Annotated in this window: 18 protein-coding genes and 3 pseudogenes; 10 read left to right on the top strand and 11 right to left on the bottom strand. The window is 41.3% G+C overall.

Annotation, left to right across the window (positions count from 1 at the left end):
- Positions 1-707: 707 nt before the first annotated feature.
- Positions 708-801 (top strand): annotated as a pseudogene (locus tag CFY87_RS12740) (hypothetical protein); the annotation flags it as partial.
- Between the two features lie 91 nt (positions 802-892).
- On the opposite strand, the pseudogene folA reads toward CFY87_RS12740, so the two are convergent.
- From folA to CFY87_RS09865, 3 genes and pseudogenes are all read right to left on the bottom strand, one after another.
- Positions 893-1,382: pseudogene (gene folA / locus CFY87_RS09875) on the bottom strand (type 3 dihydrofolate reductase).
- Positions 1,383-1,408: 26 nt separating this feature from the next.
- Entirely contained in the window at positions 1,409-1,876 is a 468-nt protein-coding gene (locus CFY87_RS09870) for a threonine/serine exporter family protein (protein ID WP_094947213.1), read from the bottom strand.
- Complete coding sequence (locus CFY87_RS09865; RefSeq protein WP_094947210.1) at positions 1,877-2,665, bottom strand: threonine/serine exporter family protein; 789 nt, start codon at positions 2,663-2,665, stop codon at positions 1,877-1,879.
- 150 nt (positions 2,666-2,815) lie between these two features.
- Between CFY87_RS09865 and proB the strand changes: the two genes are divergently transcribed.
- Positions 2,816-3,928: a glutamate 5-kinase gene (gene proB, locus CFY87_RS09860; protein WP_094947207.1), complete on the top strand. Its 1,113-nt coding sequence runs from the start codon at positions 2,816-2,818 to the stop codon at positions 3,926-3,928.
- Positions 3,929-3,932: 4 nt separating this feature from the next.
- Here proB and CFY87_RS09855 read toward each other — a convergent pair whose 3' ends face one another.
- Genes CFY87_RS09855 through aroK form a run of 3 tightly spaced genes read right to left on the bottom strand, consistent with a single transcriptional unit; the run spans position 3,933 to position 6,428 of the window.
- A complete protein-coding gene (locus tag CFY87_RS09855) occupies positions 3,933-4,790 on the bottom strand; it encodes a Dam family site-specific DNA-(adenine-N6)-methyltransferase (RefSeq protein ID WP_094947204.1) in 858 nt (285 codons plus the stop codon).
- A gap of 1 nt (position 4,791) precedes the next feature.
- Positions 4,792-5,880 (bottom strand): 3-dehydroquinate synthase, encoded by a 1,089-nt coding sequence (gene aroB / locus CFY87_RS09850; protein WP_094947201.1) that lies wholly within the window; start codon positions 5,878-5,880, stop codon positions 4,792-4,794.
- A gap of 20 nt (positions 5,881-5,900) precedes the next feature.
- Entirely contained in the window at positions 5,901-6,428 is a 528-nt protein-coding gene (gene aroK, locus CFY87_RS09845; protein ID WP_094947198.1) for a shikimate kinase AroK, read from the bottom strand.
- A gap of 434 nt (positions 6,429-6,862) precedes the next feature.
- Here aroK and rbsD point away from each other — a divergent pair, with 434 nt between their 5' ends.
- The 8 genes from rbsD to CFY87_RS09805 all read left to right on the top strand — a co-directional run bounded on the left by rbsD (position 6,863) and on the right by CFY87_RS09805 (position 14,047).
- Complete coding sequence (rbsD, locus tag CFY87_RS09840) at positions 6,863-7,282, top strand: D-ribose pyranase (protein ID WP_094947195.1); 420 nt, start codon at positions 6,863-6,865, stop codon at positions 7,280-7,282.
- A gap of 14 nt (positions 7,283-7,296) precedes the next feature.
- Entirely contained in the window at positions 7,297-8,793 is a 1,497-nt protein-coding gene (gene rbsA / locus CFY87_RS09835) for a ribose ABC transporter ATP-binding protein RbsA (protein WP_094947192.1), read from the top strand.
- Positions 8,794-8,808: 15 nt separating this feature from the next.
- Positions 8,809-9,783: a ribose ABC transporter permease gene (gene rbsC / locus CFY87_RS09830; protein WP_094947190.1), complete on the top strand. Its 975-nt coding sequence runs from the start codon at positions 8,809-8,811 to the stop codon at positions 9,781-9,783.
- Positions 9,784-9,807: 24 nt separating this feature from the next.
- Positions 9,808-10,686, top strand: a complete 879-nt coding sequence (rbsB, locus tag CFY87_RS09825; RefSeq protein WP_094947187.1) for a ribose ABC transporter substrate-binding protein RbsB — start codon at positions 9,808-9,810, stop codon at positions 10,684-10,686.
- Between the two features lie 143 nt (positions 10,687-10,829).
- Positions 10,830-11,756, top strand: coding sequence for a ribokinase (gene rbsK, locus CFY87_RS09820; RefSeq protein WP_094947184.1), 927 nt, complete (start codon positions 10,830-10,832; stop codon positions 11,754-11,756).
- 18 nt (positions 11,757-11,774) lie between these two features.
- Positions 11,775-12,770, top strand: a complete 996-nt coding sequence (locus tag CFY87_RS09815; RefSeq protein WP_094947182.1) for a substrate-binding domain-containing protein — start codon at positions 11,775-11,777, stop codon at positions 12,768-12,770.
- 381 nt (positions 12,771-13,151) lie between these two features.
- Complete coding sequence (locus tag CFY87_RS09810; RefSeq protein WP_094947179.1) at positions 13,152-13,349, top strand: hypothetical protein; 198 nt, start codon at positions 13,152-13,154, stop codon at positions 13,347-13,349.
- Complete coding sequence (locus tag CFY87_RS09805; RefSeq protein ID WP_094947172.1) at positions 13,346-14,047, top strand: YadA-like family protein; 702 nt, start codon at positions 13,346-13,348, stop codon at positions 14,045-14,047. The genes CFY87_RS09810 and CFY87_RS09805 overlap by 4 nt, the downstream gene beginning before the upstream one ends.
- A gap of 213 nt (positions 14,048-14,260) precedes the next feature.
- Here the strand turns inward: CFY87_RS09805 and CFY87_RS12350 are convergent, their stop codons facing one another.
- The 5 genes and pseudogenes from CFY87_RS12350 to yejK all read right to left on the bottom strand — a co-directional run bounded on the left by CFY87_RS12350 (position 14,261) and on the right by yejK (position 17,491).
- Positions 14,261-14,479 carry an ATP-binding protein gene (locus tag CFY87_RS12350; RefSeq protein ID WP_236757416.1) on the bottom strand — a complete coding sequence of 73 codons (219 nt, stop codon included), beginning with the start codon at positions 14,477-14,479 and terminating at the stop codon, positions 14,261-14,263.
- Complete coding sequence (locus CFY87_RS09800; protein WP_236757415.1) at positions 14,442-15,347, bottom strand: histidine kinase dimerization/phospho-acceptor domain-containing protein; 906 nt, start codon at positions 15,345-15,347, stop codon at positions 14,442-14,444. Before CFY87_RS09800 ends, CFY87_RS12350 begins: the two co-directional genes overlap by 38 nt.
- A 54-nt stretch (positions 15,348-15,401) precedes the next feature.
- Positions 15,402-15,854 (bottom strand): annotated as a pseudogene (locus CFY87_RS09795) (winged helix-turn-helix domain-containing protein); the annotation flags it as partial.
- Positions 15,855-15,993: 139 nt separating this feature from the next.
- Positions 15,994-16,410 carry an outer membrane protein assembly factor BamE gene (bamE, locus tag CFY87_RS09790; protein WP_094947240.1) on the bottom strand — a complete coding sequence of 139 codons (417 nt, stop codon included), beginning with the start codon at positions 16,408-16,410 and terminating at the stop codon, positions 15,994-15,996.
- Between the two features lie 64 nt (positions 16,411-16,474).
- Positions 16,475-17,491 carry a nucleoid-associated protein YejK gene (gene yejK / locus CFY87_RS09785; RefSeq protein ID WP_094947166.1) on the bottom strand — a complete coding sequence of 339 codons (1,017 nt, stop codon included), beginning with the start codon at positions 17,489-17,491 and terminating at the stop codon, positions 16,475-16,477.
- Between the last annotated feature and the right edge of the window lie 3 nt (positions 17,492-17,494).

The following is a 17,494-nucleotide window of genomic DNA, read 5'->3' as shown; positions in this document are numbered from 1 at the left end:
AAGTTAAAATATTTACTACGCCAAATAATAAAATCGTTATAATAAACCCAGAGTATTCTGTTGCTATTCCTAGGAGTATGATAATCAAAATAGTCACATAAAAAAAACGCTCTTAATACATAAAGATTAGAAATAGATAACGATTCTCCTGTATATATTTTTTATAACATATGGAACTAAACTTGAAATACATAGCATAGAACCAAGGAAAATAGTGTTTCCTGTTAGTTCTAATGATGCCCAAATAATACTAATCATTGCTCCCATATCACTAATATAAAGAAAAATGAGAGAACTATAAAATTGATAGATTAAAAAATTTTTATTCATACTATACCCTCCAGTATTAACATTTTTTAACATTGCAGCATAAGTTCAAAAAACATGCAAGAAAATTAAGCAAAATAGTGGCAAGATAAAAAACATTTTAAATACAATTAGTTACATATTAATCAATATGTATCTACAAGTAATTCCTTACATTATTATCATACTTAAACTCATTGTTTATGTAGATAGACCATAATAAATACCTGACTGTATGAGCAGTCCATTCTGCATTGCTCGAATTTGAAGTTGATATGCTTAGAGAAAGAACTCACGCAGGTTTAGCAGCAGCTCGTACACGTGGGTGTTTAGGAGGAAGAGCGAAATCTCTTAGTGAAAATCAAAAACAGCGAGCTCTTGATTTGTATTACAGCAAAAAACATTTAGTGCGGAACAGCTTGAAGTATATTTCGTGGAAAGATTACAAGGCAGTAACGGCAGATTTGAAACAGGTTTATCAAGCCCAAACTGAGGCGCAAACGCGAGAGAATCTGACCGCACTTTCGCAAAAATGGCAGGGAAAGTACTCGCTTGTCTAAAAATCGCCCGTTTTACGGGCGGATTGTTATTTGTTTCTTCGTACTAAAATAAAAAAGCGACAGGCATAAGGATTGTCGGCATCCGCAGGGCGATATTCTTCAAATTCAATGTCCCAGTCTTGCCAATCAATGGGGGGAAAAAAGGTATCGCCCTTCAGTTGCGTTTGAATTTCTGTTAGATACAGGCGATCCGTTTGTGGCAAATATTGTTTAAATAATTCTCCACCGCCAATGAGCATAATTTCTGCATGATCTTTTAAAAAAATCTACCGCACTTTCGAGGCTGTTTTTCCAAATGACCCCTTCTTTGGCATAGGGGCGGCGTGAAAGCACGATATTGATACGTTTGGGCAACGCGCGACCGATACTTTCAAAGGTTTTACGCCCCATAATCACGGGTTTTCCCAGGGTATTTTTACGAAACCACGCCAGATCCGCCGGCAAATGCCAAGGCATTTCGTTATCTTTGCCGATCACATAATTTTGCGTAATTGCCACAATTAAACTTAATTTCATTTTTTTATCCTCTGTTATACGCCTCACTATACCACAGGGCGTTGGCGATAGAATAGTAGCCCAGGTAATGACAACCCGAACGCCAGTGCGCCTAAAATAAATCCTGCGTTTAGAAATTGTTCAATCATTTGGGCATAACGTGCTTCGGAAAAACCAAAATGCTGAATTTGTACCATTGCGATCATGGCTCTATAGGCATACACCCCGGGGATCATGGGAATAATCGCCGCTACAGTAAACACTTTGGGATGTGCCAAATAACGTTGTGACAAACGAACACCAATGAAGCCCACTACACTGGCAGCAATGAAGGTGGCGAAAATTAGTGGTACGTCAAAATGTACCAAAAACGTGCGTAAACCATGCCCTAATGCGCCTAAAAACGCGCAATATTTTAATGCCTTAGGCGGAACATTAAACACCAAGGCAAATCCTACTGCCGGAATTGCGGCAAAAAACATATCGTCGATTAATGACAAAAATAACGCTAACATTTAATTCCCCCAGCCGGTAATATTTAGCAAACTGAGCGCTAAGACAATGCCCAAACAGGCGCCAAAGGTCAGCACCGTTGCAATTGTCCAGCGGCTTAACCCCATATTGATGTGACCTTTTAAAATATCCGCTAAGGAATTGATCAACGGAAATCCGGGAACCAACAATAAGACGCTGGATGCCAGCGCAATTTGCGGATCATTGCCCAGCTGATATTTCCATGCTATTCCGGCGATTAACGTCGCAACAAAGGCGGTCACAGAAAAAACAATCAGTGGATTATAATGTCGGTGTGCCAGTGATTGGCGTACAAACATTGCGATAGCGGCGGCAAAAAAGGTGATGATTGAGGTGACTGAATCACCGCCGGATAAATGTGCGAAACTGGCGCAAGATAAGCCTATCATCAATACCACAGCATAACGATTATAGCGTAATGGCTTGATTCTATTTAACTTATCTTTAACTTGTCGTACGCCGTAAATTTTATGTTCGGCGGTGATAACCAAACGTTGTACTTCAGTTACCACCTGCATATTAATCCCTTTATCTTGGTTTTTACGCGTGGTGGTGATGCAGTGCTCATTTTTGATCGTACTTAAAATCACCGCATTTGGCGTCAAGGCGCATTCTACGCTGTCCATGCCTAAGGCGGTACCTAGCCGAGTTGCCATTTGCGCCACTATCGTACTTTCAGCGCCATGTTGTAATAATAACAGGGCAACCTGAATACAAAGGCGCGTGACTTCTCGTTGGTTATCTAAGGTTGATATTTGCTGTGTTGTCATACTATTACCCATAAAAATAAACTGAGCTTATTATATGCCAGCTTCGCGCAAAATATTTAATCAAAATCATAAAAAGTGCGGTGAAAATTGGATGATTTTTTATGGATTTAATGCTACTTTATGCTAATTTATTGTACAAGATATCGGAATATGGAAACGTTAAAACCTGAAAAAACAATTGTGGTTAAATTTGGGACCAGCACCCTCACGCAAGGTTCGCCAAAACTTAATCGCCCGCATATGATGGAAATCGTGCGTCAAATCACGCAGTTACACCAAGCCGGATTTCGTATCATTATCGTTACCTCTGGCGCAATGGCGGCGGGACGGCATTATTTAAATCATCCGGCATTGCCGCCGACGATCGCTTCTAAGCAATTGCTTGCTGCGGTCGGGCAGAGCCAGTTAATTCAAACTTGGGAACAATTATTTGCTATTTATGATATTCATATTGGGCAAATTTTACTTACCCGCGCCGATATTGAGGATCGCGAGCGCTTTCTCAACGCGAGAGACACACTGCAAGCGTTGTTGGATAATCGCATTATTCCTGTGATTAATGAAAATGATGCGGTGGCGACCTCGGAAATTAAAGTGGGCGATAATGACAATTTATCCGCCTTGGTCGCCATTTTAGCACAAGCAGAGCAGCTTTATTTGCTTACCGATCAACAAGGCTTGTTTGATAGTGATCCGCGAAAAAATCCGGATGCTAAATTGATCTCGGTGGTGGATAAAATTACAGATCATATTCGATCTGTCGCCGGTGGCAGTGGTACCAATTTAGGAACCGGCGGAATGTCCACCAAAATTACCGCTGCTGATGTTGCCACCCGTTCTGGTATTGAAACCGTTATCGCGCCGGGCAATCGCACCAACGTGATTGTAGATTTAGCATACGGAAAATCCATAGGGACCAAATTTTGCGTACAAACCGATCGTTTGGAGGGGCGTAAACAATGGCTGTTTGCCGCGCCCTCCTCCGGTACCCTAGTGATTGACGACGGGGCGGAAAGTGCGGTATTAATTCAGCATAAATCGCTGCTTCCGGCAGGCATTGTCGCGGTGGAGGGGCGTTTTTCGCGTGGTGAAATGGTGAAAATCCGTACGCGTAGCGGCAAAGAGATTGCCTTGGGGGTACCGCGTTATAATAGTGATGCATTACTACTGCTCAAAGGGAAAAAATCACAAGAAATTGAGCAAATCTTGGGCTATGAATATGGCTCGGTTGCTATTCACCGTGATGATATGATCGTGTTGTAATAGCTTAAGGTTGACGAATTTTAAAACTTGCCAGCAATTCGTTGACCTTAACGCGTTTTTCCGCGGATTGGCTGATAGAACGCTGCACTTTAATCCGTTTAAATTTAGCACCTTGATATATTTCGCGAGTAAATTTTGTGTCATGATTAGAAATTATCACGGGAATCGCGCGCTCGAAAGCCGCTTGTTTTGCCAACTCAGCTAATTCACGCTGATGAAAGTGATTAAAATCATTGCCGGCGTAATGGGTGAAATTGCTTTCTTGTACCAGCGGTGCATAAGGCGGATCACAATAAATCACCGAATTTTCGTCTGCTAATGTAAAGGCTTGCTTAAAATCGGCACAAATAAAGACTGCACTTTGTGCTTTTTGCGCAAAATGACGCAATTCTTTTTCTGGGAAATAATGGGTTTTGTAGGCGCCGAAAGGCACATTAAACTCATTTTTTGAGTTATAGCGACATAACCCGTTAAAACCAAAACGATTTAAATATAAAAATAATACCGAACGCTCAAACACATTTTGTGATTGGTTGAATTGGTGGCGTCGGGCGTAATAATAATCGGCGGTATTGGCGGCGGGATGAAAAAAAACGGTTTTGCACGCCTCAATATAATGTTCCACATCTTGCTTGACAGTATTAAACAAATTAATTAAATCCGGATTAATGTCCAGCAAAATATAGCGCTCAAAATAGCTGTTTAAAAAAATTGATCCCGCGCCCACAAAAGGTTCAATCAGGCATTGTTTTTGCTTTGGGAATTGTTTGTTGATTTCTTCAGCAAGACGAAATTTACCACCCGCCCATTTCAGAAACGGACGGTGTTTTGCGGTTTTTTTTGTAGAAAAGTGCGGTCGCATTTTAGTTGGTTTGCGTACAGCGTTCAATTGCTTTCAGCACGAGAGCCTTATCAGTATCAGTGGCAACATACGCTTGACCTAGGGATTTTAACAAGACCAAACGTAATTTGCCGGCTAAGACTTTTTTGTCGCGCATCATGTGCGGTAGGTAATCTTCCGGCTGCATTCCATCCGGAGAGAGCGTTGGTAAATTGGCTCGTACCAACAATTTCTCCAAACGAGCAACATCTGCAAGCGAAATATCGCCTAATTGTTCGGATAATACCGCCGCCATCATTATGCCGGCTGCCACAGCCTCTCCGTGTAACCAATTGCCATAACCTAAATGGGTTTCAATGGCATGGCCGAAGGTATGCCCTAAATTCAATAAGGCACGATCGCCTTTTTCCGTTTCATCATGCGCAACGACATCAGCTTTAATTTGGCAACAACGTGCGATACATTGTTGCAATGTTGCTTGATCAAGAGCGACTAATTTGTCCATCTGTTGTTCCAGCCACGCAAAAAACGAATAGTCTAAAATTGCCCCGTATTTGATCACTTCTGCCAAACCGGCATTCACTTCTCTATGCGGCAAGGTTTCGAGGGTTAAGGTATCAATAATCACCGCGCTTGGTTGATAAAAAGCGCCGATCATATTTTTGCCTAATTCATGATTAACCGCGGTTTTGCCACCAACCGAAGAATCTACTTGCGCTAAAAGCGTCGTAGGAATTTGGATAAAACGCACGCCACGTTGATAACTTGCGGCGGCATATCCCGCAATATCGCCGATCACACCGCCACCTAAGGCGATAATGGTAGTATCGCGCCCATGATTTTCACTCAGTAGCGCAGTGAAAATTAAATTTAGCGATTCTAGGGTTTTATATTGTTCGCCATCCGGCAACAAGACAGACGCCACTTGGCATCCGATAGTTTCCAAAGTTTGAGTTAGTTGGGATAAATAATGCGGTGCAATCGTCGGATTGGTCACTACCATCACCTTATCCCCTTGCTTTAATGGGTAAATATTGGGATCCGATAGCAAATTCGTACCGATATAAATAGGATAACGACGTTCTTTTAATTCAACATTGACACACAGCATAAATTATCCTTATCAATTTGCTAACCGCTAAAATTTTCTATTAAATCAATAAGTTGAGATGCCATCACTTTAGCGCTTTGCTCATCCGTTGATAACGTAATATCCGCTACTTCGGCATATAGCGGATTACGAATTTTAGCTAAATCTTCTAATACTTGACGAGGGTCTTCAACCTCTTGTAATAAAGGACGTTTTTTATCCCGTTGGGTACGTTGAAATTGTTTTTCAACTGTTGTTTCCAAATAAATCACGATACCGCGGGCGGATAGATGATTACGGTTTTCTTTGGATAACACCGCGCCACCGCCGGTGGATAAAACGATACCTTGTTTTTGCGTTAATTCATTGATAATACGTTCTTCGCGTTTACGGAAACCGTCTTCCCCTTCCACATCAAAAATCCAGCTAATATCCGCGCCGGCACGTTGTTCGATTTCTGCGTCGCTATCGATAAATTCCATACCAAGTAATTGTGCGAGTTGACGTCCGACAGTGCTTTTACCCGCGCCCATTGGTCCTACTAAGAAAATATTACGTTTTTCTGCCATTTTCGATTTATTCTTCTTAAAAATTAATTAATACATATTGATCTTCTAATAAAATAAGTGATCACAAAAATACAAAGTGTGATCGGAAAAGATCGCCCAAAAATAATCTAGATTATCTCAATAAAACCCTACCTTTTTCAATATAAAGATAGTATTTATTTAAGAATTTGTAAATTTTTGACCGTACTTGGGTGAAAAATAGGCGCTTTTAAGTGCCGAAGACAAAATCAAAAAAATACGTCAGCCTGCTTGCGGTTTTCCCCTTTTGTGAGAAAAAATTTGATCTTGTTCACAAATTTAAACATCCGAAATTTCTTTTTGTTGGAATTTCTTTTATAGTGCAACCAATTTCTCATCGAAACGTTTCGATAGCGGATAAGAAAATAATTTCGCTTCTCAAATCAGTATAAAAATAAATCAAAAAAGGAGATATTATGAAAAAAATAGCTATTTTAAATGCTCAATTATCTCATTGCATTGCTACACTCGGACATACCGACAGTATCACGGTTTGTGATTCAGGCTTGCCAATTCCTGACAGTGTGGAACGTATTGATTTAGCTTTAACACCGAATGTGCCGACATTTTTACAAACCTTAAATGCAGTGTTGGAAGAAATGTATGTGGAAAAAGTAGTGATTGCGGAGGAGATAAAAGAAAAAAATCCATCAATTTACACCGCACTTTTAACCCGCTTAGATGCCTTAACTCGACAACAAGGTAATAAAATACATATTGAATCTGTGACACATGAGCAATTTAAACAATTAACCCATGCCAACAAAGCGATTATTCGCAGCGGAGAATGTTCGCCTTATGCCAATATTATTTTATATTCAGGCGTGCCTTTTTAAGGGGAAATGGGCAAATGCAAAAACAAAATTTATTAAAAATCAGTGGCGTGGATAAAGCATTTCCTGGCGTTAAAGCCTTGAATAATGCTTGTTTATCGGTTTATACCGGTCGGGTGATGGCGCTGATGGGCGAAAATGGCGCAGGTAAATCTACCCTGATGAAAGTATTGACCGGTATTTATAGCAAAGACTGTGGCACCATTGAATATTTAGGGCGTGAGGTAAGTTTTAAAGATCCGAAACATTCGCAAGAAGCCGGCATCAGTATTATTCACCAAGAACTTAACTTAGTCGGTAATCTTACGATTGCTGAAAATATTTTCCTCGGACGAGAATTTACCACTCCTTGGGGCGCGATTAACTGGCACAAAATGTATGCCGAAGCAGATAAATTGCTTATTCGTTTAGGCGTTTCGCACAGCAGTCATCAATTATGTTCCGAATTATCCATTGGCGAACAACAAATGGTGGAAATTGCCAAAGCCTTGAGCTTTGAATCCAAAGTTATCATTATGGATGAGCCGACAGATGCGTTGACCGATAAAGAAACCGACGCGTTATTTAACGTTATCCGCGAATTAAAAGCGGAAGGGCGCGGGATTGTTTATATTTCGCATCGGATCAAAGAAATTTTTGAAATTTGTGATGATGTGACCGTATTGCGCGATGGACAGTTTATCGGCGAAAGCGAAGTTCAAGAATTAAGTGAAGATCGGTTGATTGAAATGATGGTAGGGCGTCGCCTTGATGAACAATATCCGCGTATTGAACAACCGGTTGGCGATATTCGTTTAGAGGTTCGCCATCTTTCCGGCAGTGGCGTGCATGATGTGAGTTTTACTTTACACAGCGGTGAAATTTTAGGCATTTCCGGCTTAATGGGCGCGGGGCGTACGGAGTTGATGAAAGTATTATACGGGGCATTGCCAAAAACCGGCGGTGAAGTGCGGTTAAAAAATCAACTGATTTCTACTACTTGCCCACAAGACGGGCTGCAACACGGGATTGTATATATTTCCGAAGATCGCAAAGGTGACGGATTAATTTTAGGAATGTCGGTGAAAGAAAATATGTCTTTGCCTGCGTTATCCCATTTTTCTTTCATGGGAAAAATTAATCATCAAAGTGAACGCATGGTGGTGGATGATTTTATTGAGTTATTCAATATCAAAACGCCAAGTCGGGAGCAGCAAATCGGCTTACTTTCCGGCGGTAATCAACAAAAAGTGGCGATTGCCAAAGGGCTGTTAACGCGTCCGGATGTATTGATTTTAGATGAACCGACGCGCGGGGTTGATGTTGGGGCAAAAAAAGAAATTTACCAATTGATCAACAAATTCAAACAAGAAGGGTTAAGTATTATTTTGGTTTCCTCGGAAATGCCGGAGGTTTTAGGCATGAGCGATCGAATTTTAGTGATGCGCGAGGGGCGAATCAGCGCTGAATTTCGTCGAGATGAAGCGACGCAAGAAAAAGTATTGGCAGCCGCTATTGGTAAAACGGCAGAATAAATATAAGGTAATCACATGAATTCAACACAAAAAAACACATCGTTTCAACTTGGCAAATTGTTAATTGAACAGCGTTCAATTATTGCCCTTTTGGTGTTAATTGCTATTGTATCCGGTATTAACCCTGATTTTTTCAGCGTGGATAATATTTTAAATATCCTGCGTCAAACCTCCGTTAATGCAGTAATTGCGGTGGGGATGACGTTTGTGATTTTAATCGCAGGGATTGATTTGTCCGTCGGTTCCGTTTTAGCGCTCACCGGCGCTATCGCGGCATCCATGGTGGGTGCTGAATTGCCGATTATCTTGGTGATTGTGGCGACGTTGCTTTTGGGAACGCTCTTGGGCGGTGTCAGCGGAATTATTGTGGCGAAAGGCAAAGTTCAAGCGTTTATTGCCACCTTGGTGACTATGACATTATTACGTGGCGTGACTATGGTTTATACCGACGGTCGTCCGATTAGTACTGGATTTTCCGACGCCGCAGACAGCTTTGCTTATTTGGGAACGGGCTATTTATTCGGCATCCCGATACCTATTTGGTTAATGGTGATTGTCTTTGCAGTGGCATGGTACATTTTGAAACATACCCAAATCGGACGTTATATTTATGCCTTAGGCGGCAACGAAGCGGCAACGCAATTATCCGGGATTAACGTAACTAAAGTGAAAATCTTTGTGTTTGCGGTTAGCGGCTTTTTATCCGCTTTAGCCGGCTTAATTGTCACCGCTCGTCTTTCTTCGGCACAACCGACCGCCGGCGTATCCTATGAATTGGATGCGATTGCGGCAGTAGTGGTTGGCGGTACCAGTTTAATGGGCGGTAAAGGTCGCGTGATGGGAACCCTAATCGGGGCATTAATTATCGGATTCTTAAATAACGCCTTAAATTTATTAGATATTTCTTCTTACTATCAGATGATAGCAAAAGCATTGGTTATCCTTGTCGCCGTATTATCGGATAACTATTTAGGCAGTAAAAAAGCGTAAACCCTCAATTTAGGAGATGAAATTATGAAAAAACTCACTACATTAGCTTCCGCCATGATGTTAAGTTTTGCCGTCAGTGGCGTTGCTTCGGCACAAGATACCATTGCATTGGCAATTTCCACCTTGGATAATCCGTTCTTTGTTTCATTGAAAGATGGCGCACAGAAAAAAGCGGATGAGTTGGGTTATAAATTAGTGGTATTGGATTCGCAAAACGATCCTGCTAAAGAATTAGCCAATGTGGAAGATTTGATGGTGCGTGGTGCCAAAGTCTTATTAATTAACCCGACAGACAGCGAAGCGGTGGTCAATGCAGTGGCAATGGCAAACCGCAACAAGGTTCCTGTGATCACTCTTGACCGTGGCGCAGCGAAAGGCAATGTGGTGACCCATATTGCTTCCGATAACGTTGCCGGCGGCAAAATGGCAGGGGATTTCATTGCTCAAAAATTTGGGGATAACGCCAAAGTGATTCAATTAGAAGGGATCGCAGGAACCTCTGCCGCTCGTGAGCGTGGTGAAGGCTTTAAACAAGCTATTGAAGCGCACAAATTTGAAGTACTTGCCAGCCAACCGGCAGATTTTGACCGCACTAAGGGGCTAAACGTGATGGAAAACCTGTTGACAAGTAAAGGTTCGGTACAAGCGGTTTTCGCGCAAAATGACGAAATGGCATTAGGGGCGTTACGGGCTATTGATGCGGCAAATAAAAAAGTTTTAGTTGTTGGATTTGACGGTACGGATGATGGCGTGAAAGCAGTAAAAAGTGGTAAAATGGCAGCGACTATCGCGCAACAACCTGAGTTGATCGGTAGTCTTGGCGTAGAAAATGCGGACAAAGTGATTAAAGGTCAAGCGGTTGAAGCTAAAATTCCGGTACAGCTAAAAGTGGTTACTGAATAGCTTATCAGCATTAAGGGGCGGCTTGTTCGTCTCTTAATTCAACCCGTTACATATTAACTGTAAAACATATTGAAAAGTGCGGTCATTTTTTGACGTATTTTATGCCGGCTTTTGAAAATTAATTGCTAATCGGACATCTTATTATGAATAAAAAACTCACAGTCCTCGGCAGCATTAATGCCGATCATGTTATTTCTGTTGCGCATTTCGTTAAGCCGGGGGAGACGTTGACCGGTCGCGATTATCATATCGCTTTCGGGGGAAAGGGGGCGAATCAAGCGGTAGCGGCGGCGCGGTTGGGGGCGGTAGTTAGTTTTATTGCTTGTATCGGTGCGGATGATATTGGGCGTAATATGAAACAGGCGTTTGCGCAAGATGGGATTGCGGTACAGTCAGTCGTCGAAATTGCGGATGAGACCACGGGTATTGCCATGATCCAAGTGGCAGACAGTGGCGAAAACAGCATTGTGATTTCCGCTGGCGCCAATGCGGCATTGGATGCGCAGATCGTGGCGCAATTTCGCGATGACATTACGCAAGCAGATTATTTGTTGATGCAATTGGAAACGCCGCTAAGTGCGGTGCAAAACGCCGCAGAATTGGCGAAAGCGCATGGTACTTTTGTGATCCTCAATCCGGCGCCGGCGCGTCCGTTATCTGATGAGATGTTGGCGTTGGTGGATATGATTACTCCAAATGAAACGGAAGCGGAAATTTTAACCGGTATTGCGGTGACTGATGAGCAAAGTGCGGCTGAAGCGGCGCAGGTTTTTCATCAAAAAGGCATTCACACCGTGTTAATTACGTTGGGCTCCAAAGGTGTTTACGTAAGCCAAAAAGCGGCGGGACAAGGGAAAATTGTGGCGGGCTTTCGAGTGCAAGCCGTGGATACCACCGCAGCCGGCGATACGTTCAATGGCGCTTTAGTGACCGCTTTGGCAGAGGGAAAAACCTTAGATGAGGCCATTCGTTTTGCCCACGCGGCAGCGGCGATTAGCGTGACGCGTAAAGGCGCGCAACCGTCCATTCCTTATCGTCAAGAAACCTTGGATTTTTTGACCGCCCTTTAATATTTCGGAGGTAGAACCATGGCAACTATGAAGGATATTGCACGTATTGCGCAAGTTTCTACCTCGACCGTTTCCCATGTGATCAACAATTCCCGTTTTGTCAGCGAAGAAATTCGGCAAAAAGTGCTGGGCGTGGTGGAGCAGTTGGATTATACACCTTCTGCTTTGGCGCGCAGTTTGAAGGTCAAAGAAACTAAAACTATCGGGATGTTGGTCACTACTAGCGATAATCCGTTTTTCGCCGAAGTGGTTACCGGCGTAGAACGTTATTGCAGCCAACATCAATACAATTTGATTTTGTGCAATACCGAAGACGATGAAAAGCGCTTAACCAAAAACTTGCAAATTTTGCTGCAAAAACAAGTGGATGGCTTGTTATTGATGTGTACGGAAAGCCGCCTAGATGCCAAACCGTTGAATTTATCTGTGCCGGCGGTGGTGATGGATTGGTGGCCGAATGAATTGCGTGCAGACAGAATTCATGGAGATGCGTTTTTAGGCGGTTATTTAGCAACGAAAACCCTGATTGAGCATCAGCACAAAAAAATTGCGATCATTACCGGTAATTTACAAAAACGCCTTGCCTACGATCGGTTGTTGGGCTATCAAAAAGCCATGGCAGAGCATAAATTGCCGATCTTGGAAGATTGGATTGTGGAAAGTCAATTCAGTTTTGAGGGCGGCACGCTGGGGATGGAAAAATTGTTGCAGCTTAAGGCGCGTCCGAGCGCGGTTTTTGCTTGTAGCGACAGTATTGCAGTGGGCGCCTATCAGGTGGCATGGCGGAAAGGATTGCATATTCCGCGGGATATTTCAATTATTGGTTATGATGATATTGCTTTGGCGAGCTATCTTTCTCCGCCGCTTAGCACGATACATCAATCAAAAGAGGAATTAGCTCAACAAGCAGTCATTCATTTATTGCAGCGGATTAAAAATCCACAAGAAAATGACCGCACTTTTATCTTAGAACCGCGCGTGATCTTGCGTGAATCCATTCGTTGTTTAGGTTGATGAAGACTTCGCTGAAATTTAAACGTAATGTTTCTTTTTCCCTCTAAATCACATCATTATCGGTGTTATCCTGCTGTTAAATTGCGTTAACTGTTTATTTGGCGCTTTCATCTCGGCGATTTTTGACATACATATTTCAAATATTGATAAATTTAAAAGGTTTATTAAGCAATTTAATGAAAATATAAACTGGTATGACCAGTTTTAATAATATTGATTTGCAAATGATTTTTTTAATATTTTGATAACTAAATTATTGGTACTTGTTTTTTTTTTTTTTTAGTAATAGGTAAGTTTATTGATGTATTGCAGATATAAACAAAAATTAGGCAATATTTATCATTCTAAAGTTAATTTTAAGGAATTTATCATGAAAAAAACATGGCATTTATTTTATTTGCCGCATTAGCGACCGGAACTGCTTTTGCTAATCCAAATGTTGTATCTGAACTAGATAATTTAAGAGACGATTTGAAATATCTTTTAATTGAACAAAATCTCAACAATATTTACCAAGCTCGAACGGATATTGCAAAAAATAAAAAAGTATCGAACAGAATACTTCCGATATTGCAATGAACAGTCAAGATATTGAAACCAATATCAACGATATTTACAAAAATAAAAAGGATATTGCGAAAAATCATGAAGATATCGTAGTCAATCAGATGGATATTGAGCTTCATGAGGATGCGATTAGAGCGAATGAAAGTGCGATTGCAACCAACAGAGCTGATATTGCAACCAACAAAACTGATATTGCAACTAACAAAACTGCGATTGCAACCAACAAAACTGATATTGCAACCAACAAAACTGCGATTGCAACTAACAAAACTGCGATTGCAACTAACAAAACTGCGATTGCAACCAACAAAACTGATATTGCAACTAACAAAACTGATATTGCAACCAACAAAACTGATATTGCAGCTAACAAAACTGCGATTGCAACTAACAAAACTGATATTGCAACTAACAAAACTGCGATTGAGGCAAATCAAACCAGAATTAATCACTTAGATCAACGTATCAATAAACTTGATCGAAAAGTAGAGCGTGGTTTAGCAGCACAAGCCGCATTATCTGGTTTATTCCAACCTTACAACGTCGGAAAATTTAATGTGTCTGCGGCTGTCGGCGGGTATAATGCTAAACAAGCTGTTGCAGTTGGTTCAGGTTATCGTTTCAATGACAAAGTGGCGGCGAAAGCAGGCGTGGCATTCGCATCAGGCGGAGATGTCAGCTACAATGCCGGCGTAAACTTTGAGTTTTAATATAGGCTGATTTTTCGTTAGTATAAATTCACGAAAAATACCGCACTTTTAAAATTGCGGTCAAGTCAATGAAAACCTCCAGACATTCATCTGGAGGTTTTATTTTATCAAAATCAGGGAAGTATCAATGTGGGTTTGTGCGAGCTTCATGAGATGCCAGCGGAAAGCACTTTTGAGCCTCCTATGGCTTTTGCGTGCGTTTAGGCGGGGAGATTAAGAAATCCAAAGTGGAAGTTTAAAGGTGACGTTTAATCCACCTAAATGGCTTTTAGTGGCGCTTAATTGTCCTTGGTGTCCTTTAACAATACTTACCGCAATCGCTAACCCTAGACCCGCACCGCCGGTTTCGAGTGTGCGCACTTCGTCAATGCGATAAAAGGGTTTGAAAATATTTTTATATTCCGTCTCTGAAATGCCTTCGCCATAATTCATCAAGCGGGAATATATCGCGTAAGGTATGGCTGTGTAATTGTTTGCGCGACACTAATAAGAGATCATTAATCATGATCTCCAAACGTTTCGCTTCTTTCTCAATTCGGGCAGTTTCGCTGCTTTCTCCATTTTTGCGACGCAACAATGCCAATGCTAATTGTAGGCAGGTGAGCGGGGTTCTTAATTCGTGCGAAATAGATGACAAGAGGGACTGGTGATTGGAAATAATATTGTCTAAAGCTTCGGTCATCCGATTAAAACTGCGTTCAACTTGACGCAATTCTCGGGTCCCTTTGGTTTCTAATGTTTTATCTGATTTAAAATTTCCTAGTGCGATTGCATTTGCTGCACTTTGTAGGTGTTTTAGCGGTTGCCCGATACTGTGAGATAATACCCATAAGATGGGGGTAGAAATTAGCATGATGATAAAAATTAAAATATGCGGACGGTCGAAAATAAATGAAATAATTTCTTTTTGCGCATTAACATGGGCTAGAAAATAGACATGATAAGGGATATCTTCATCACCAGCGGATAAATAGACCATAAAAGGTCCCGCAACTTGAATGTCATAGAAGGTTTTCTTTAAGGGAATGAGTGGATTTGTTGAGCGGTTCATAAAGGTTTTTATTGGCTCGATTTCATCCGGTAAGGCGCCCATGATATCATTTTCATACACGACAACAGGGTGCATACCGTCAAATTTATCCAAAGGCAATACCGTTGCAGCAGATACAATTTGGCTAATTTTATTATTCCGGATAGATCGTGTCAGTGCTTTACGATATGAGGACAATTCGTTGGTTTGAATATTCGAATAAATCCGCGCATCCCAATAAGGCAAGGAAAAGATAATCGCTAACAGCAAGAAAAAAGAAAGCCAGAAAAAGGCGAATTTGGTTATTGGCTTTAATTAGTCGAGTTAGTGTTGTTCAGAAATGAATAAATAGCCTCGACCGCGTAACGTTTTAAACCAAGGGGAACCATCCGCTTTGGGCGGCAATTTTTTACGTAAATTCGACATGTGCATATCAATAGCACGATCAAAAGGCGTTAAGGTTTTGTTTAACACTTTCATGTTTAAGTATTCGCGTGATAAAACTTGTCCTCGGTAGGTGATGAGAATTTGCAAGAGGGCGAATTCAGTACCGGTCAAACAGAGATTTTGACCGGCAAAAAAGGCTTGCTGTGAGCCTGTTTGTAAAGTAATTCCGGCATACTCAATCATACCGCTATCTTTAACGTTAGATTTCGGGATTTCTGCGCTATTTTTTACTGTTCGGCGTAAGATTGATTTGATATGCGTGGCTAATTCGCGATCATTAAAAGGTTTTGATAAATAATCATCAACCCCTAACTCCAGTCCTTCTAGGCGGAGTAATTTGGTGAGCAATTCCACTAATTCTATATCATCATCCGCTAATAATTTAGCCATACTCTATCTCTTTTCGTTTATTTAAAATGACTTAAAACCCGCCTTATTCAGCAGGTTTTAAGCAAATTAAATCAATAGATTACCAAAACTTCCACCAGCTTTTTTCATGTTTTTGACTGTCTTGCGCTTCAATAATAGTATTATTTTCTGCTTGGGATGCCACTTCCGGTAACGGTTTATCCAATTCAACGTTAGTTACGATACCGCGTTGGTCAAATTTGACCGTTAGGGTATGCTGTTCCGGCATTTCATAACTGCGTTGTTGTAAATAAACGTAGTACCAAGTATTCCGGCTAAACGGATCAATCAATACGGGTGTGCCTAATAAATATTGTACTTGGGTTGTCGTCATGCCGGCTTGAACTTGCGATACGGTTGCCGCTTCTAAATAGTTCCCTTGCGGAACATCAATACGATAAACGACTTTTTGCACTGTCGAACAAGCCGCTACACTCAAAACAAGTACGCCGGCGACGATAATAGGTTTTAATTGCATATCTTGACCTTTTATAGTTTGCAAATGATGGTTGATAATACCGAAAGTTAGCTTAATTGCCAAATTAATTCTGATCTTTTAAGCGACGTTCTAATTGATCGCGTAAATTTGGCGGCAACCCCTTGATTGTTAAGGTATCCGCCGCTTCATCCCAAATAATACGTTGGTTTAATAATTCCGCATCAAAACTAATGGTAATGCCTTTGCCCGAACCGGATAATTTGGTTAAGGATTTTAGCGCAGAACGTAATGGCGGAATGCTGTTTTCCAAACCGTAATCTTGTTGTTGGGTAAACTCGGCAAAAGGCTGTTGATTTAGAGTCGAAAGTGCGGTCGAAAGTTCCGCGATTTCAATTTCTTCGCCGGCATTGATTTGCCCTTTGCAATATTCAAAAGCTTGTTTTTTTACAGCCTGTGTTTGTTCTTGCGTTAATTCACCTTGCGCACAATAATCGCTCACTGCTTGTAACAAACATTGGTTTTGTACTTGCGGATTTAAACCTTCTTCCGCGCCTAAAAAATCCATGAAAAAATCGCTAATTTTGCGTCCGACACGCCCTTTAATAAAGGTTAAATAGCGGTTGGAGTCGGCGTTAAGGCGCAAATCCGTTAAATTAATCCGCGCGGCAATATCAAATTGCGTCATATCCAAATATTCAGTGCGGTGAATTTCCAAGTATTCATCCACTAACATGGAAATGCGGCTATCTAATAAGGCAATAAACAAGTAATCGGTGGCAAGGAAATTATAATGGCACAACACAAAAGTCCCGCCGCTGGCAAAAGGATATTTACCTAACTCCGTGGCTAATAATTGCGCAGCTTGTTGGCTGAAAGGGACAAAATCAATTTCTTCTTCCAAAAAACGATTTAATTGTTGCGCAAAATGAGAGGCTTGTTGAAAAATGCCATAGCTTTTGGCTTTATTTTGATAACCTTGATGCAATTGCAGCATCATTTGCTCTACTTCAGCGTTAATATTTAGAGGCTGATCGCGCAGCTGTGTGACGAGGCTTAAGTTCTCTCCCTCTTCTTGTTTTATCAATTGGTGCAAGACAATTTTGCTTACCGTGATGCTCATTTT

Origin of the sequence: Actinobacillus seminis, from assembly GCF_002263215.1 — a bacterium.
GTDB lineage: Bacteria > Pseudomonadota > Gammaproteobacteria > Enterobacterales > Pasteurellaceae > Actinobacillus_B > Actinobacillus_B seminis.
Note: the sequence above shows the minus strand (reverse complement) of the source record. Positions and strands in the feature narration are given on the sequence as shown.

What these genes read in the sequence shown, in the direction of transcription:
- aroK (WP_094947198.1), bottom strand. Translation starts at nt 6,428, where the DNA reads ATGGCAGAAAAACGTAATATTTTCTTAGTAGGACCAATGGGCGCGGGT.
- rbsD (WP_094947195.1), top strand. Translation starts at nt 6,863, where the DNA reads ATGAAAAAAATAGCTATTTTAAATGCTCAATTATCTCATTGCATTGCT.
- CFY87_RS09870 (WP_094947213.1), bottom strand. Translation starts at nt 1,876, where the DNA reads ATGTTAGCGTTATTTTTGTCATTAATCGACGATATGTTTTTTGCCGCA.
- rbsC (WP_094947190.1), top strand. Translation starts at nt 8,809, where the DNA reads ATGAATTCAACACAAAAAAACACATCGTTTCAACTTGGCAAATTGTTA.
- CFY87_RS09810 (WP_094947179.1), top strand. Translation starts at nt 13,152, where the DNA reads ATGGCATTTATTTTATTTGCCGCATTAGCGACCGGAACTGCTTTTGCT.
- CFY87_RS09865 (WP_094947210.1), bottom strand. Translation starts at nt 2,665, where the DNA reads ATGACAACACAGCAAATATCAACCTTAGATAACCAACGAGAAGTCACG.
- aroB (WP_094947201.1), bottom strand. Translation starts at nt 5,880, where the DNA reads ATGCTGTGTGTCAATGTTGAATTAAAAGAACGTCGTTATCCTATTTAT.
- CFY87_RS09805 (WP_094947172.1), top strand. Translation starts at nt 13,346, where the DNA reads ATGAACAGTCAAGATATTGAAACCAATATCAACGATATTTACAAAAAT.
- rbsB (WP_094947187.1), top strand. Translation starts at nt 9,808, where the DNA reads ATGAAAAAACTCACTACATTAGCTTCCGCCATGATGTTAAGTTTTGCC.
- CFY87_RS09815 (WP_094947182.1), top strand. Translation starts at nt 11,775, where the DNA reads ATGGCAACTATGAAGGATATTGCACGTATTGCGCAAGTTTCTACCTCG.
- CFY87_RS12350 (WP_236757416.1), bottom strand. Translation starts at nt 14,479, where the DNA reads ATGAATTATGGCGAAGGCATTTCAGAGACGGAATATAAAAATATTTTC.
- bamE (WP_094947240.1), bottom strand. Translation starts at nt 16,410, where the DNA reads ATGCAATTAAAACCTATTATCGTCGCCGGCGTACTTGTTTTGAGTGTA.
- proB (WP_094947207.1), top strand. Translation starts at nt 2,816, where the DNA reads ATGGAAACGTTAAAACCTGAAAAAACAATTGTGGTTAAATTTGGGACC.
- rbsA (WP_094947192.1), top strand. Translation starts at nt 7,297, where the DNA reads ATGCAAAAACAAAATTTATTAAAAATCAGTGGCGTGGATAAAGCATTT.
- CFY87_RS09855 (WP_094947204.1), bottom strand. Translation starts at nt 4,790, where the DNA reads ATGCGACCGCACTTTTCTACAAAAAAAACCGCAAAACACCGTCCGTTT.
- rbsK (WP_094947184.1), top strand. Translation starts at nt 10,830, where the DNA reads ATGAATAAAAAACTCACAGTCCTCGGCAGCATTAATGCCGATCATGTT.
- yejK (WP_094947166.1), bottom strand. Translation starts at nt 17,491, where the DNA reads ATGAGCATCACGGTAAGCAAAATTGTCTTGCACCAATTGATAAAACAA.